The sequence below is a fragment of the Pseudonocardia halophobica genome (assembly GCF_027922425.1).
GTDB lineage: Bacteria > Actinomycetota > Actinomycetes > Mycobacteriales > Pseudonocardiaceae > Pseudonocardia > Pseudonocardia halophobica.
In genome coordinates this window covers 219,398-234,049 of sequence record NZ_BSFQ01000004.1, presented here as the reverse complement: position 1 = coordinate 234,049, position 14,652 = coordinate 219,398, and the positions used below count along the sequence as shown (strand labels likewise).

General features: G+C 73.5%; 16 protein-coding genes and 1 pseudogene. 6 read left to right on the top strand and 11 right to left on the bottom strand.

What is annotated here, in order from left to right; all coding sequences use genetic code 11:
• Positions 1-42 precede the first annotated feature (42 nt).
• The 3 genes from PKE99_RS07330 to PKE99_RS07320 are packed head-to-tail and all read right to left on the bottom strand — an operon-like array spanning position 43 to position 3,908.
• Positions 43-993, bottom strand: coding sequence for an NADP-dependent oxidoreductase (locus PKE99_RS07330; RefSeq protein WP_037041530.1), 951 nt, complete (start codon positions 991-993; stop codon positions 43-45).
• Between the two features lie 27 nt (positions 994-1,020).
• Positions 1,021-2,139, bottom strand: coding sequence for a PEP/pyruvate-binding domain-containing protein (locus tag PKE99_RS07325; protein WP_037040715.1), 1,119 nt, complete (start codon positions 2,137-2,139; stop codon positions 1,021-1,023).
• Positions 2,136-3,908, bottom strand: a complete 1,773-nt coding sequence (locus PKE99_RS07320) for a PEP-utilizing enzyme (RefSeq protein WP_037040714.1) — start codon at positions 3,906-3,908, stop codon at positions 2,136-2,138. The genes PKE99_RS07325 and PKE99_RS07320 overlap by 4 nt, the downstream gene beginning before the upstream one ends.
• 158 nt (positions 3,909-4,066) lie before the next feature.
• Between PKE99_RS07320 and PKE99_RS07315 the strand changes: the two genes are divergently transcribed.
• The 4 genes from PKE99_RS07315 to PKE99_RS07300 are packed head-to-tail and all read left to right on the top strand — an operon-like array spanning position 4,067 to position 6,467.
• Positions 4,067-5,305 carry an aromatic ring-hydroxylating oxygenase subunit alpha gene (locus PKE99_RS07315; protein ID WP_037040712.1) on the top strand — a complete coding sequence of 413 codons (1,239 nt, stop codon included), beginning with the start codon at positions 4,067-4,069 and terminating at the stop codon, positions 5,303-5,305.
• Complete coding sequence (locus PKE99_RS07310; protein WP_156067116.1) at positions 5,302-5,469, top strand: hypothetical protein; 168 nt, start codon at positions 5,302-5,304, stop codon at positions 5,467-5,469. The genes PKE99_RS07315 and PKE99_RS07310 overlap by 4 nt, the downstream gene beginning before the upstream one ends.
• Positions 5,470-5,739 carry an HAD-IA family hydrolase gene (locus PKE99_RS07305; protein ID WP_051736751.1) on the top strand — a complete coding sequence of 90 codons (270 nt, stop codon included), beginning with the start codon at positions 5,470-5,472 and terminating at the stop codon, positions 5,737-5,739.
• On the top strand, positions 5,736-6,467 hold the full coding sequence (locus PKE99_RS07300) for an SDR family oxidoreductase (RefSeq protein WP_037040711.1): 732 nt from the start codon (positions 5,736-5,738) through the stop codon (positions 6,465-6,467). The genes PKE99_RS07305 and PKE99_RS07300 overlap by 4 nt, the downstream gene beginning before the upstream one ends.
• A gap of 17 nt (positions 6,468-6,484) precedes the next feature.
• Here the strand turns inward: PKE99_RS07300 and PKE99_RS07295 are convergent, their stop codons facing one another.
• From PKE99_RS07295 to PKE99_RS07280, 5 genes and pseudogenes are all read right to left on the bottom strand, one after another.
• The gene (locus PKE99_RS07295) at positions 6,485-6,871 is read right to left on the bottom strand and encodes a YkvA family protein (protein WP_051736750.1); all 387 of its coding nucleotides are present in this window, start codon (positions 6,869-6,871) and stop codon (positions 6,485-6,487) included.
• 77 nt (positions 6,872-6,948) lie between these two features.
• Entirely contained in the window at positions 6,949-7,116 is a 168-nt protein-coding gene (locus PKE99_RS07290; RefSeq protein ID WP_156067113.1) for a hypothetical protein, read from the bottom strand.
• Between the two features lie 130 nt (positions 7,117-7,246).
• Positions 7,247-7,354: pseudogene (locus PKE99_RS38970) on the bottom strand (hypothetical protein); the annotation flags it as partial.
• Between the two features lie 156 nt (positions 7,355-7,510).
• Complete coding sequence (dmpG, locus tag PKE99_RS07285) at positions 7,511-8,536, bottom strand: 4-hydroxy-2-oxovalerate aldolase (RefSeq protein WP_037040710.1); 1,026 nt, start codon at positions 8,534-8,536, stop codon at positions 7,511-7,513.
• Positions 8,533-9,453 carry an acetaldehyde dehydrogenase (acetylating) gene (locus PKE99_RS07280; protein ID WP_037040709.1) on the bottom strand — a complete coding sequence of 307 codons (921 nt, stop codon included), beginning with the start codon at positions 9,451-9,453 and terminating at the stop codon, positions 8,533-8,535. The genes dmpG and PKE99_RS07280 overlap by 4 nt, the downstream gene beginning before the upstream one ends.
• A 155-nt stretch (positions 9,454-9,608) precedes the next feature.
• On the opposite strand from PKE99_RS07280, the gene PKE99_RS07275 reads away from it, so the two are divergent.
• Positions 9,609-10,427, top strand: a complete 819-nt coding sequence (locus tag PKE99_RS07275; RefSeq protein ID WP_081923744.1) for a PadR family transcriptional regulator — start codon at positions 9,609-9,611, stop codon at positions 10,425-10,427.
• 121 nt (positions 10,428-10,548) lie between these two features.
• Here PKE99_RS07275 and PKE99_RS07270 read toward each other — a convergent pair whose 3' ends face one another.
• The 3 genes from PKE99_RS07270 to PKE99_RS07260 form a co-directional block, all read right to left on the bottom strand.
• Positions 10,549-10,938: an SCO5389 family protein gene (locus PKE99_RS07270; protein ID WP_037040707.1), complete on the bottom strand. Its 390-nt coding sequence runs from the start codon at positions 10,936-10,938 to the stop codon at positions 10,549-10,551.
• Positions 10,939-10,986: 48 nt separating this feature from the next.
• Positions 10,987-11,943 (bottom strand): ATP-binding protein, encoded by a 957-nt coding sequence (locus PKE99_RS07265; RefSeq protein WP_037040706.1) that lies wholly within the window; start codon positions 11,941-11,943, stop codon positions 10,987-10,989.
• Positions 11,944-12,018: 75 nt separating this feature from the next.
• Positions 12,019-13,305, bottom strand: coding sequence for an MFS transporter (locus PKE99_RS07260; RefSeq protein ID WP_037040704.1), 1,287 nt, complete (start codon positions 13,303-13,305; stop codon positions 12,019-12,021).
• 249 nt (positions 13,306-13,554) lie between these two features.
• On the opposite strand from PKE99_RS07260, the gene PKE99_RS07255 reads away from it, so the two are divergent.
• Entirely contained in the window at positions 13,555-14,493 is a 939-nt protein-coding gene (locus PKE99_RS07255; protein WP_051736749.1) for a proteasome assembly chaperone family protein, read from the top strand.
• Positions 14,494-14,652 lie beyond the last annotated feature (159 nt).

Genomic DNA, 14,652 nt, shown 5'->3' with positions numbered 1-14,652 from the left:
CACGGCCCCGCGGCCCGAGCGATCGACACGGCCCCGCGGGTCCTACACCGTGAGGACGATCTTCCCGGTGGTGCGGCCCTGCTCGCCCAGCCGATGGGCGTCGGCGGCGCGCTCGAGCGGGAAGGTCTCGGCCACCCGCACGCGCAGCCGGCCGTCCGCGTGGAGCTCGAGCAGCTCGGAGAGCCCGGATCCGCCGGCGCGGACGTAGGCGCCGGAGGCCTTCACCCCGTGCTCCTCGGCCGCCCTCACCGCGGCCTCGACCGCGACCGTCGGCAGGCAGATGAGCATGCCGGAGGGCTTGACCAGGCCGAAGGACCGCACGGCCGTCTCGCCGCCGATGAGGTCGTAGACCAGGTCGACGGGCTCGACGACCTCCTCGAACCGCTCCGACCGGTAGTCGACGACCTGGTCGCAGCCCAGCTCGCGCAGCAGGTCGTGCTTCGCGGCCGAGGCCGTGCCGATCACGTGCGCCCCGCGGGCCTTCGCGATCTGCACGGCGAGATGCCCGACACCGCCGGCCGCGGCGTGGATCAGCACGCGCTGCCCCGCCTCGAGGTGCCCGACGTCGACGAGGCTCTGCCACGCCGTCATCCCGGCGAGCGGCAGCGCGGCCGCCTCGACCACCGACAGGTCCGCCGGGCGCGGCCGGAAGTGCCCGGCGGGCGCGGTCACGTACTCGGCGTAGGCGCCGTCGGGGCTCGGGAAGCGGGCCATCCCGAGCACGGAGTCGCCGACCTGGAACCCGCGCTCGTCGAGGTCGGTGTCGGGCCCCAGGGCGTCGACGACCCCCGCCACGTCCCAGCCCACGACGAACGGCTTCCCGCCGAACGACTTCCACGGGCCCAGGCCCGACCGGGTCTTCCAGTCGATCGGGTTGACCCCGGCGGCCTCCACCCGGATCCGGACCTCACCGGGTCCGGGCTCGGGCGTCGGGATGTCCTGCAGGGTCAGGGCCTCGGGCCCGCCGGGCGTCTCGCAGACGATCGCGCGCATGGTCCGCACCCTACGGCGGCGGGGTCGCTACCTCCCGGGGATCGGCTTGCCGCTGAACACGAACTTCTGCGCCAGCGCCACCGGGTCGTAGGCGGCCGGGGCGGTCTGCTGCGCGGTCACCGTGACCGGCCGGGACTGGACGATGGTGATCGGGTCGCCGGCGCGGCGGTGCCGGTCGATCACCCACTCGACGTCGACGGGGTAGCCGTAGTGCTCCTCGATGGCCGTGACGGCCTCGACGATCGCGCCGATCTGCTCCTCGTCGAGCACCTGCCGGTCGGCGAGCTTGGCCGGCATCTCGATCTCCGTGACCCTGCCCGCGGCGAAGTCGAAGGCCGACACGACCGCCTTGTGCGCCACGTCGTACCTCAGCACCCGGCCGTCGGCCTTGCCGATCTCGACGTGGTCCGGGTCGACCAGGCCCTGCACGATCGCCTCGCCCCAGCCCCAGGACGTCTCGACGACGATCCGGTCCGGCTTGCCGGTGACGGGGTGCACCGAGAAGGCGACGCCCGACGCGCGGGCGTGCACGAGCTCGATCACCCCGACCGCGATCGGCATGGCGTGGTGGCTGATGCCCTTGCGCAGCCGGTAGGCGAGCGCGCGGCCGGTGAACAGCGACCCCCAGCAGGCGCGGACCGCCGTGAGCACCCGGTCCGGGCCGGAGACGCCGAGGTAGGTGTCGAAGATGCCGGCGAAGCTCGCGTCGGCGGCGTCCTCCCCCGTGGCCGACGACCGCACGGCCGTCGGCACGTTGACGTCGACCGCCCGCAGGCACAGGTCCTCGTAGGCCTCGGTGATCTCCGCCTCGAGCGCCGGGGACATCGGCGTCTCCTCGACCAGCGCGCGGATCCGGGCCGACGCCGCCGCCACCTCCGCCTCCGACGGCGTCGGCCCGAGATCCTTCAGCGCGGCCTCGATCCGGGCGTCGAGCCCGGACTCCGCACAGTGGCGCAGGTACGCGTCGACCGTGACCGCGAAGCCCTGCGGGACGGTGACCCCGGCCCGGTGCAGCTCCGTGAGCCGGCCGATCTTGGACCCCGCCGCGGCCACGGCGTCGGCGGTGTCGACCTGGTCGATCCACACGATCGACTCGCTGCAGGTGCCCACGACCTCCTCCTGCGGTTCCACCAGGACCCCCGTCATCCGGCGGCCTCCCCGTCGGCCGCGGCGTCCGCGATCTCCGACGCCCGCTTGAGGATGGTGACCTTGCCGTTGGTGCCGTCGACCTCGATCTGGTCGCCGTCGGCGATGGCCACGGTCGCGACGCCGACCGCGGTCACGGTGGGCACGCCGTACTCCCGCCCGACGATCGCGGCGTGGCTGAGCATGCCACCGCCGTCGCAGACCGCGCCGGCGATCTTGCCGAAGGCCGGCGTCCAGCTCGGCGAGGTGGACTCGCACACCAGGATCGAGCCGGGCTCCAGCCGGTGCATGTCGTCGCTGGACTGCAGCACCCGGGCGGGCCCGGTGGCGATGCCCTTCGCGGCGGCGACGCCGGTCAGCGTGGTCTCGGCCGCGGCGTCGGGGTTCTGCATGGCGCGGATCGACGCCGGGTTGAGCCCGAAGATCTCGATCAGCACCGGGTCCTCGACGGTCTCGGGCACGGTGCCGAGCACCTTCGGCATCTGCCCGCGCAGCGCGCCCCAGTGGTCGAAGTACTGCCGCCGGTCGGCGACCAGGCTCTTGAGCTCGCCGTGGTACGCCCGGCCCTCGGCGACCGCGCGCAGCTCCGGCCAGAACAGGTGGAGCAGGTCGTTGCGGTCGTCGGCCCCGACGCGCGCGGCCAGCTCCTGGGTGACCCGGCGCAGCGGGATCATGACCTTGAGGTCGATGTAGTAGTTGTGGTCGTCCTGCCACCAGGGGAAGTTCGCCTCCTGGTTGGACCGCAGGCCGGCGTCGAACACCGCCTGCTCCTCCCTGGTCAGCCCGGACCGGGCGGCCTCGATCGCGGCCTCCCGCTCCTCGACGGCGTTGCGCGCGGCGGCCTCGAAGTCGTGGTCGGTCTCCTTGAGGACGAAGCTGCGGATCATGTCCAGCGGGATCGTGTTGTCCTCGATCCAGCTGGGGACGCCGACGTCGCAGGTGGCCTCCTGGCGGTGCCCGTAGACCTGCAGGAAGTCGTCGAAGTCGGTGAGCCACTGGCTCGCGGAGCCGCCGTGCGCGGACAGGGCGGCGCGGATGGCGCTGCCCTCGTTGTCCTCGAAGACCTGGCGGAGCCCGGCGCGCTTGGCCTTCACGGCCAGCTCCGCGAGCCCGCGGTCGGTCTCCATGATCTTGGTGTCCTCGCCCTGGAGGAACTTGCCGATGTCCGCGGTGTCGATCCCCATCTCGGCGCAGGCACCGTAGAAGCCGAGGAAGTTGACCAGCAGCGGGTACATGACGTCGAAGTGGATCTCCATCGACCGCTTGTGGTAGCGGCGGGCCTGGTCCAGCAGGCCGGGGAGCTCGGCGGTCGGGACCTGGGCGAGGTCCAGGCCGTGGAAGTACGCCCAGGTGGCCTCGAGCTCGTCGCGCCCGGCGGCCCAGGTCTGCTGGTAGTTCTGCAGGAAGCGGGGCAGGGTGGTGCCGAGCCGGTTGGCGCGGGCGCCGATCTCGCGCGGGTCGGTCTCGGGGATCGCGGAGCCGTAGAGGTGGGTGCCGGCGAACCGGCTGGTGACGCCGCGGCCGGGCGGGAGCGGGAGTCCCTCGGCGGCGTGCTGGGTGCCCCAGCAGTACCCGTCCTGACCCCAGGTGAAGGCCGCGAGCGGGGTGAGGCCGCGGGACCAGTGGAAGTCGAGGAACCAGAACTTGTCCTCGTCGTCCTTGGTGAACGGCCCGGTGCCGTCGACGATGAACGGCGACGCCAGGAACTCCGGCCGGAAGCCCGGGTACCACTCGCCGGTGTACTCGTCGAGGGGGACGACGTTGGCCATCTCGGTGACTCCTCGATCGGTTCGGGGTTGGGCTGACCGTGACAGCCGCCACATGCAGCCACAAGCAGGGCGTTCGGGTGTGGCGAACGCGCTGCTCCGTTCCGGGGAAGCGAACGCGGCCCTGTCGTCGCCCTGACCAGCGGACCTACCGTGCGGCCATGCTCAGTGCGGAGAAGAACCGGCGGCTGACCCAGGTCGGGCCGGGCACGCCCATGGGTGAGTTGCTGCGCCGCTACTGGTGGCCGGTGGCAACGCACGACATGGCCGGCCGCGTCCCCGTGAAGCGGCGGCTGCTCGGCGAGGACCTGGTGCTGTACCGGGACGGCACCGGCACGGTGGGACTGCTGGCCGAGCAGTGCCCGCACCGCCGGGCGGCGCTGTGGCTGGGCTGCACCGAGGACGTCGGGCTACGGTGCGGGTACCACGGCTGGCGGTTCGACGAGTCCGGACAGTGCCTGGAGCAGCCCGGCGAGCCCGCCGGCTCGACCTTCGCCGAGCGCATCCGCGCCACGGCCTACCCGGTGCAGGAGCTGGGCGGGCTGATCTTCGCCTACCTCGGGCCCGCCCCGGCGCCCGAGCTCCCGCGCTACGACCTCTTCGTCTGGGAGGACGCCTGGCGCGACATCGGGCACGCCGAGCTCCCCTGCAACTTCGTGCAGATCATGGAGAACTCGGTCGACCCGTACCACGTCGAGTGGCTGCACGGCCGGTACGGCTCGTTCCTGCGCGAGCTCGACGGCGGCACCGCACTGCCGGTCGTCACCAAGAAGCACATCAAGGTCGCCTTCGAGGTCTTCGAGCACGGGATCCTCAAGCGCCGGGTGCTGGAGGGCCACACCGAGGAGGACGAGGACTGGAAGGTCGGGCACCCGCTCGTCTTCCCGCACATGCTGCGCGTGGGCGCGGCGGGGCTGGCGACCTTCCAGATCCGCGTGCCGATCGACGACGAGAACACCTGGCACGTCTGGTACCAGACCTACCGGCCCGAGGGCGGGGCGCCGCCGCAGCCGGAGATCCCCGTGTACGAGGTGCCGTTGAAGGACGACCGCGGCGAGTGGCTGCGGGACTACGTCGACGGGCAGGACATCGTCGCCTGGATCACCCAGGGCCGGATCTCGGACCGCTCGAAGGAGCACCTCGGCAGGTCGGACATGGGCGTGATCATGCTGCGCAAGCTGTACGCCGAGCAGATGGACCGGGTGGCGCAGGGGCTGGACCCGTTGTGCACCTACCGCGAGCCCCACGACGTCATCGACCTGCCGATGGAGAAGGACAAGTTCGGCTCCGCGGTGGAGTTCCGGCAGCTCTGGACCCGGGAGAGCTCGATCCGCTACTCCCCCATCAAGGACGAGATCTTCGAGCTGTTCGGCGACCCGGTGCCGGCCTGGGCGTCATGAGCTTCTGTCCGGGCTGCGGGGCGTCGCTGGAGGATCCGGCGAGCTTCGTCCAGGAGTTCTGGTCCGGCGCGGACCGCAACTTCCTGGGCTGGTGCGCCGCCTGCGGCCTGCTGTCCACCGTCGTCCTGCCCGCGGCGATCGTCTCCCACGAACCGGAGCACTGAATGACGGCCCTCCTGCTCGACGTCGGCGGGGTCGTCGCCTCGGTCACGGGGATGCCTGAGCCGGACCCGCGGGCCTCTGCCATCGCCGTCGGCCGGCTGGGCCTGGCGGCCGAGGAGATCGTGTTCGTCGATGACATGCCGTGGAACGTCGCGGGTGCCCGCGCCGCCGGTCTGCGCGCGGTGCAGCCGGACCTCCTCGTCCCCGAGGACGCGTGCGCCGTCGCCCGGGCCGCGCTCGGCCTGCCGATGCAGGCGGGGATCCGGTCATGACCGGGCTGGCCGTGGTGGTCGGTGCGTCGGGCGCGCTGGGGTCGGCGATCACGGCGCGGCTCGCCGCGGCGGGCGTCGAGGTCCTCGCGGTAGCGCGGAAGGCCCCGCCGGACGGGCCGGGCGTCACGGGGCACGCCGCCGACGTCGGCACGGACGCGGGCGCGGCCGCGATCGCGGCGGCCGTCGGCGGGCGGCCGGTGCGGATGGTCGTGCAGGCCGTGGGGCTGCCGGCGACCGGGCCGCTGGAGACGATCGACCCGGACGCGCTCGGGCAGGTCGTCGCCCTGAAGGTGGGCGGGCTGCTCCGCCTGGTGCGCGCCGTCGACGCGGAGCTCGGCGAGGGCTCGCGGATCGTCGCCCTCGGCGGGCACTTCGGCAGCGAGCCCGCGCCCTACGCCTGCGCCGCGGGCGTGGTCAACGCCGCCCTGGCCAACCTCGTGCGGCAGCTCGCCACCGCGTACGGGCCCCGCGGGGTCACCGCGCACCTCGTGGCGCCCGGACCCGCCGACACCCCGCGGCTGCGCGGGCTGGCCGCGCAGGCCGCCGAGCGTCGCGGGACCACCGTCGAGGAGGTCCTGGCCGAGCGGGCCGCCGAGTCGCCCCTGGGCCGGCTCGTCACGCCGGACGAGGTCGGCTGGGCCGTCGCGACCCTGCTCGCCCCGCAGGCCGCCGCCCTGCACGGCGCCACGCTCGCCCTCGACGTGGGCGCGCGGCACGGCCTGTTCTGAGGGCGCGGGGTCTGGCGCTACCCGACCAGCTCGCCGTCGACCACCTGCGGGCGGCCGTCGCGCTCCCAGTCGAGGAAGCGCTGGGTCTCGACGAGCAGCGCGCCGCCGAGCCAGAGGGCCACGACGCCGTCGTCGACCAGGCCGAACACCGAGGTCAGCGCCTCGGGCACGAGGTCGACGGGCGACACGAGGTAGGCGATCGCCAGGACCAGCAGGCCGAGCCGGCCGCGGGTCAGCACGCCGGAGCGCCCGCTGAGGGCGCCGGTCACCATGCGGGGCAGTGCGCGTGCGCGGTCGCCGAGGCCGGGCGAACCCGGCTTGCGGCTCTGCACGATCACGCGGGCCAGGGTCACGAGCGCGGCCCGCCGCCCCGCGGAGGAGCGCGAGCCGGTGGAGGTCGTCATGTCCGCTTCAACGCCGGCCGGACCCGGCGCGTTCCGCCGGAATGTGACGGTCGTGACGCCGGCAGCCCGGCTCCCGATCAGCGCCGGACGCGGCCCTCGCCGTCCCGGGTCGACAACGACCACACGACGACCCCGGCGAACACGAGCGCACCGACCGCGACGGCCCACGCCAGCACCTGGTACAGCGCCCCGGCCAGCGTGAACGCCAGCACCACGAGGAGCGCGGCCCCGAGCACCCGCAGCATGGACACCTCCGACTCGCGTGCGACGTCCGCCCAAGGATCTCACGAACCGGACGAACAGGACCAGCGGAGGATGAACGGGTGAGCCGTACCACATCGTGTCACACCGTGCCACACCGGACAGAGGGGCCGGCTACGGACGGATCGCCAAGACCGTGCGCCAGTGGGTCTCCGAGGCGAGCGGGCCGGTCTGCGTGTCCGGGTCCCGAGGGTCGCCCACGACCAGGGCCTCGGCGGCCGCGACGAACCGGGCGCCGGGCGGCGGTCACCGCGAGCTCCGCCTCCGCCGCCCCGCCGAGTGCGATCTCCGCCCGGGGCTCGCGGGTCCATTGGTCGAACGACTCGAACCGGTCCCCCTCGACGGTCTCCTCGCCGTCGGCGACGTGTCCGACGGTGCTCAGCGCTCCGCCGCCAGCTCGATCGCCACGTCGATGATCATGTCTTCCTGGCCGCCCACCAGGCCGAGCTCGCCGCAGCGCTCGAGGATCTCGTGGGCCGACACCTTGTACCGCTCGGCGACGGCCTCGGCGTGCAGCAGGAAGCTGGAGTACACCCCGGCCCAACCCTGCACGATCGCGTTGCGGTCCATCTTCGGCCAGCGCGTCAGGTACGGGCGGACCACGTCCTCGGCCGCGTGCAGCAGCCCCATGACGTCCAGCCCGGTGTCCACGCCGAGCCGGTCGAACACCGCGGCCAGCACCTCGGTGGGGCTGTTGCCCGAGCCCGCGCCGAGTGCGCAGAGCGAGCCGTCGATGTACCGGACGCCGACCTCCTGGGCGATCACCGAGTTGGCCACGCCGAAGGACAGGTTCTGGTGGCCGTGGTAGCCGACCCAGGCCTCGTCGCCCACCTCGGCGACGAGCGCCTCGAACCGCGCCCGCGCCTCGTGCAGGAGCAGCGCGCCGGCGGAGTCGGTGCAGTAGGGGGCCTGGCAGCCCGCGTCGACCATGATCCGCGCCTGCTTCGCGAGGTCCTCCGGCGGCGTGCGGTGCGCCATCATCAGGAATCCGGCGGTCTCCATCCCCAGGTCACGGGCCGCGGCGAAGTGCTGGGGCGAGACGTCGGCCTCCGTGCAGTGGGTGGCGACGCGGACCATGTCGGCGCCGTGGTCCCGCGCTCTTCGCAGGTCCTCCACGGTCCCGATGCCCGGCACCAGGAGCACGGCGATCTTGGCCCGCCGCGCCTCCTCGCGAGCGGCGGCGATCAGCTGCATCTCGTCGGTGCGGGAGAAGCCGTAGTTGAACGACGAGCCGCCCAGCCCGTCCCCGTGGGTCACCTCGATGACCTCGACGCCGGCCGCGTCGAGCGCGCGGACGGTGTCGCGGACCTGGGTCTCGGTGAACCGGTGCGCCATGGCGTGGCTGCCGTCGCGCAGCGTGGTGTCGACGATCCGGACGTCGTGGGCGAGCTGCGGGCGCGTCATGCCTGGGCTCCGATGGTCTGCTGCTCGATCTTCTGCTGGGCCATCAGCTCGCCCACGCGTGCCGCGGCGGCGGTCATGACGTCGAGGTTCCCGGCGTAGGGCGGGAGGTGGTCGCCGTTGCCCTTGACCTCGAGGAACGTGGCGACGCGCGCGTGCCCGCCCCAGGTCTCGCGGGGCTCGTCGAACTGGGGCTCCGCGCGCAGGGTGTAGCCGGGGACGTACCGCTGGACCTCGGCGACCATCTCGTGGATCGACGCGGCGATCGCGGCCCGGTCGGCGTCGCCGCCGATCATGCAGAACACCGTGTCCCGCATGATCATCGGCGGCTCGACCGGGTTGAGGACGATGATCGCCTTGCCCCGGTCCGCGGCGCCGACCTCCGCGACCGCACGCCCGGTGGTGTGGGTGAACTCGTCGATGTTCGCCCTGGTCCCGGGGCCCGCGGACCGCGACGCGACGGAGGCGACGATCTCCGCGTACGGCACCGGCGTCACCCGCGAGACCGCGTGCACCACCGGGATCGTCGCCTGCCCGCCGCAGGTGATCATCGAGACGTTCGGCGCGTCGAGGTGCGCGTGCAGGTTCACCGGCGGGCACACCATTGGACCCAGGTGCGCCGGGGTGAGGTCGACGGCCCGGACACCCGCCTTGGCGTACCGCGGGGCGTTCGCGGTGTGGACCTTCGCCGAGGTCGCCTCGAACACGATCTCGGGCAGCGGGTCCTGCCGCAGCAGCCAGTCCACCCCCTCCGCGGACGCCGCGATCCCCCGCTCGCGGGCGCGGGCGAGGCCGTCGGACTCCACCACCCCGACCATGTAGCGGACGTCGATCACGCTGCTGCGGCGCAGCTTGGCGAGCAGGTCGGTGCCGATGTTGCCCGGCCCCACGATCGCCGCCGTCACCGTTCCAGGGCTCATGGGACGAGGCTGGCAGTGCGGGCACGTGAGCGGGAAGCCGCGCGTTTCCCTCACCGGAACGGAAACTCGGGGTTGCATCGGCGATAGGTAGCGATATATCGTGATGGCACACGAGCTACCGACCAAGGAGGCTCACGACGAGAAGGAGACACACCATGTCTGCCGACAACCCCACCTGGGACTCCCCCTTCGGCCCCCGCTTCGGCGGGTTCGGCCCGGCGTTCGGAACCGGCTTCGGTCCCCGAGGCCCGCGCGGCCGCGGTCGCCGCGGCGGTCCGCACCGCCGCCCGCCGTTCGGCCCCTTCGCCGACACCGCACCGGGAGGCCCCGACGTGAACGTGAACGTGAACATCGACGCCGAGGACGGAGCCGACCGCCTCCGTCGCCGGCATGGCGGCCCGCGGTTCGGCCCCGGCGGTCCGGGCGGGCCCTTCGGTCCCGGCTTCGGCCCCGGCGGTCCGTTCGGGCGCGGCTTCGGCCCGGGCGGCCGCGGCTTCGGTCCCGGCCGGCGCGGCCCCGGCGGTCGCGGGCGGCGCGGGCGCGGCGACGTCCGGCTGGCCGTCCTCGCGCTGGTCGCGGAGCAGCCGCGGCACGGCTACGAGATCATCCAGGAGATCGCCGAGCGCTCCGGCGGGCGCTGGAAGCCGAGCCCCGGCTCGGTCTACCCGACCCTGTCGCAGCTCGAGGACGAGGGCCTGGTCCGCGCGGAGCAGACCGACGGCCGCCGCGTCGTCCACCTCACCGAGGCGGGCACGGCGTACGTCGAGGAGCACCGCGAGGAGCTCGACAAGGTCTGGTCCGCCTTCGACGGCGAGGAGGAGGACGGCCCCGACGCCGCCCTCTGGCAGCAGCTCGCGCAGCTGCACGCCGCCGCCCAGCAGGTGATGGCGACCGGCACGCCCGAGCAGATCGCGACGGCCACCGAGGCCCTCACCGAGGCCCGGAAGACGATCTACCGCCTCCTGGCGGAGTGACCCCACCCGGAGCGCATTGTGGAACCATAATGCGCTCCGGGCGGCATTCTGACCGCGTTATGGAACCATAGTGCGCGAATAGGCGACGCCTGCGCGCATTATGGTTCCATACTGCTTTCCGTCAGCAGTCCCGCAGCTCCGGGGACTGGTTCAGGATCTGCCCGCGCGGGCTGATGAACTCGCGGTAGATCTCGGAGTCGACGGCGGCCGGCGCGAACGCGGCGACCCGGTGGCAGTTCTGGAAGGCCAGAACCACGCCGAAGTGCCGCTCGAGGGCGCCGCGGATCGAGGTGCTCGCGAGCGCGCGCAGCAGCTGGCCGCGCTCCTTCTCCGAGGGCGGCGGGACCTCGTGCTCGCCGAACGGCTTTTCGCCGGTGCGGTCGGCGGCGGCCGCCGACACGACCTCCCACGCGTAGGGCAGGGAGTCGCGGACGACGGCGAGGAACTGCGCGTCGTCCATCTCGCGGCGCTCGGCGGCCTCGAGGACGGCGGTGGGGACGTCGAGGGACATGGCTTCCTTTCTGCAGGTGAACGGGGGTCGTGCGTGGCGACTGCCCCTCTAGGGGCAGTTGCCGCTCACGGGGTAGGGGAGGTCGGGGACCACCTGGGCGGCGAGGTCGACGCCGGTGGCGCCGTCGCCCCAGGCGCGGGCGTTGCGCAGGTGGAACTCGACCGTGTCGCGGTGGTAGGCGGTCCAGTCGCGGGTGCGGCCGTCGAGGTCGGCGAGGATCCGGGCCAGCACGGTGAGGTTGGCGGGCTCCAGCGCGTCGACCGGCCGGACCTGCCCGCGCTCCGCGGCGCGCACCCAGGCGGACTGGGAGAAGCAGCCGATCAGCGCGTCGCCGACCTCGTCGCGCAGGTAGGCGACGTCCTCGGCGTCGGTGACCTTGTTGCCGACCACCCGCAGCGCCACGCCGTGGTCGGCCGCGTGCGCCGCGTACTGCGTGTAGACGCCCACCCCGCGCCGGGTCGGCTCGCACACCAGCACGGTGAGGTCGAAGCGGGTGAACAGGCCGGAGGCGAAGGCGTCGGCGCCGGCGGTCATGTCGACGGCGACGTACTCGCCCGGCCCGTCGACCAGGTGGTTGAGGTAGAGCTCCACCGCGCCGGTCTTCGAGTGGTAGCAGGACACGCCGATGTCGGACTCGTCGAACTCGCCCGTCACCAGGTACCGCACACCGCCGACCTCGGCCGAGTAGCGGCGCAGCAGCTCACCGGCGGGGTCGAGGTCGAGCAGCCGGGAGCCGGGCCCGGGCGGCGTCGTCTTGATCATGACGTCGGCCGAGGGCAGCAGCGGGTTCTCGCCGCGCAGGTGGTCCTTCAGCCAGGTCAGGTCGCTCCCCAGCGCGCGCGGCGGGGCGGCCTCCGGGTCGGCCCCCAGCGCGACGCCGAGGTGCTGGTTGATGTCGGCGTCGATCGCCAGCACCGGCAGGCCCCGGCCTGCCACGTAGCGCGCGAAGAGCGCCGCCGTCGTCGTCTTGCCGCTGCCGCCCTTGCCGACGAACGCGATCCGCACCGTTCCCGCTCCCCTCCGTCATCGAGGATGGTAACGGTAACGATGTTCACCAACGGGTGATCGACTCGGGGTCCCCTACGCGCGGCCGCGCCGTTCCCGGACGAACTCGCGCAGCGTGGGAACGACGGTGCCGGCGTCGCGGAGGTTGCGGCGGGCCTGCGCGCGCATCACCACGATCCCCACCAGGGCGATCGCCCAGAGGACGTACTGCACCGCCCAGGCCGCGCGGAACGCAGCGGGCGTGTAGCCGCCGAGCACGCTCAGCACCAGCCCGACGACCAGCGCGAGCACCAGCGACGCCGAGAACCCGCCGACGTTGACGATCCCCACGGCCGTCCCCTGCCGCCGGCTCGGGTTGAAGGTGCGCGCGTAGTCGAAGCCGACCATCGAGCCGGGCGGTCCCAGCGCCAGCACCACGACCAGCACGACCAGCAGCCACAGCGGCACGGGCGGCGGGATCAGCAGCACGACCGTCCAGGTCGCCGCCGTCAGCACGATCACCCCGATGACCAGGTACGAGCGGCGGAACGGGTGCCGGGCGGTGAACGTGCCGAACAGCGGCCCCGCCACGATCCCGACGGCGACGAGCAGGGTCAGCAGCGCGCTCGCCGTCCCCTGCCGTACGCCCTGCCCCGCGACCAGGTACGGCACGCCCCAGAGCAGGCCGAACACCGTCCCGGAGAACTGCGTGCCCATGTGCGTGAAGAAGCCGAGCCGGGTGCCGGGCTCGCGCCAGGAGGAGCGCAGCCCGTCGAGCACCTCGCGCGGGGTGGGTGCGTCCGGCCGGACCGGGCTGCCGGGCGGGCTCTCGCGGAACACCGCGAGCACGGCCAGCGCGGACAGCACGCCGAGGCCCGCGGCCGCCAGGAACGCCGGCGTCCACCCCGGGCCGTGCAGGATCGCCGCGAGCGGGACCGCGGAGAGCACCTGGCCGATCTGTCCGAGCAGCCCGGTGAGCTGGGTGAGGACGGGAACCCGGCGGGCCGGGAACCAGGCGTTGAGCACGGACAGCACGCTGATGAAGGTGAAGGCGTCGCCGGCGCCGACCAGCACCCGCGCGGCGATGGCGAGCGGCAGCGAGGTGGCGAGCGCCAGCGTGGCCTGGCCCGCCGCCATCAGCAGCGCGCCGGCCAGCACGAGCGCCTTCGCGCCGAAGCGGTCCAGCAGGACGCCGGTGGGGACCTGCAGCGACGCGTAGACCAGCAGCTGCAGCACCACGAACCCGGAGAGCACCGCCGGGGTCGCGCCGAAGCGCTCGGCCGCGTCGAGCCCGGCGACACCGAACGACGTCCGGTGCATGACGCCCACGAGATAGGCCAGTAGCCCTGTCGACCAGACCAGATACGCGCGCCAGCTCCCCATGACGGGTCAGATCCTCCGTCATCGGACGACGACACGCCCGCGTCCGCCGACGACGTCACGCCCGGTCCGGGCGGGATCACACCCCGGTCACGGGACGAGCGGGGTGCGGCGGCCCGTTCGTCGTGCGGGTCCCGGCCGAACCGGGTCCTGCGGGCACATCGGACGCGAATGGGGGGATGCTGTGCGGGCGGCCGGGCGTTGCACGCGAGGATGGAGCCCGCAAGGGCCGCCGACGAGGAGGTACGACAGGTGCTGGATCCCGCGGAGCTGTACCGGGTCGAGGAGGGCGTGACCGCCAACCCCGACGGGTCGGTGCTCGTGGTCGTGCTCGACGGGTTCGTCGACGCGGGCGGCGCGGGGCGGCTCGCGGTCGAGGCGCTGCGCGAGGGCAAGGAGCCGCGCACGCTCGCCTCCTTCGACGTCGACCAGCTCGTCGACTACCGCTCGCGCCGGCCGCCGCTGACCTTCGACACCGACCGGTGGGTCGCCTACGAGCCCCCCGTGCTCGACGTCGTCGCCCTCACCGACGCCGCCGAGGCCGAGTTCCTGCTGCTCGCCGGCCCGGAGCCGGACACCCAGTGGGAGCGGTTCGTCGCCGCGCTGGAGCAGCTCGTCCAGCGGCTGAACATCCGGCTCGTGGTGACCCTGCAGGGCATCCCGATGGCCGTGCCGCACACCCGCCCGATCGGGGTCACCGCGCACGCCTCGCGCAAGGAGCTGGTCGAGGGACACGAGCCCTGGTTCGCCGAGGCGCAGGTCCCGGGGAGCGCTTCCGCGCTGCTCGAGTACCGGCTCGGCGAGGCGGGGATCGACGCCATGGGCTTCGCGGTGCACGTACCGCACTACCTGGCCCGCGCCGAGTACCCGCAGGCCGCGCGCACCCTGATCGACCACACGGCCGTCGCCACCGGGCTCTACCTGTCCACCGAGGAGCTGTCGAAGGCCGCCGAGCGCACGGACGCCGAGATCGCCGAGCAGGTGGCGGGGTCGAGCGAGGTCGCCGAGGTCGTCGAGGCGCTGGAGAAGCAGTACGACGCCGTCGCCGCCGGCCGCGAGCGAAGCTCCGCCGGGCTCGGCGGGGACCTGCCCAGCGCGGACGAGCTGGCCGCCGAGGTCGAGCGCTTCCTGGCCGACCAGGGCGACGACAAGGACGGCGGGTTCGGCGAGGGCGGCGAACCGGGCCGCTGAGCCCGCCCGTCCCCGCGACGCCGAGCACAGCTGAGACCAGCTGAGAACCGGGGCGGGTCACGCCGTCACCTCAGCCCACGCACAGGCGCCCCACAGGTTCGGCGCGGACTCTCGGTGGTGCGGCGCGGTGGCGTCGGCCGGAATCCCCCCTCACGGCCC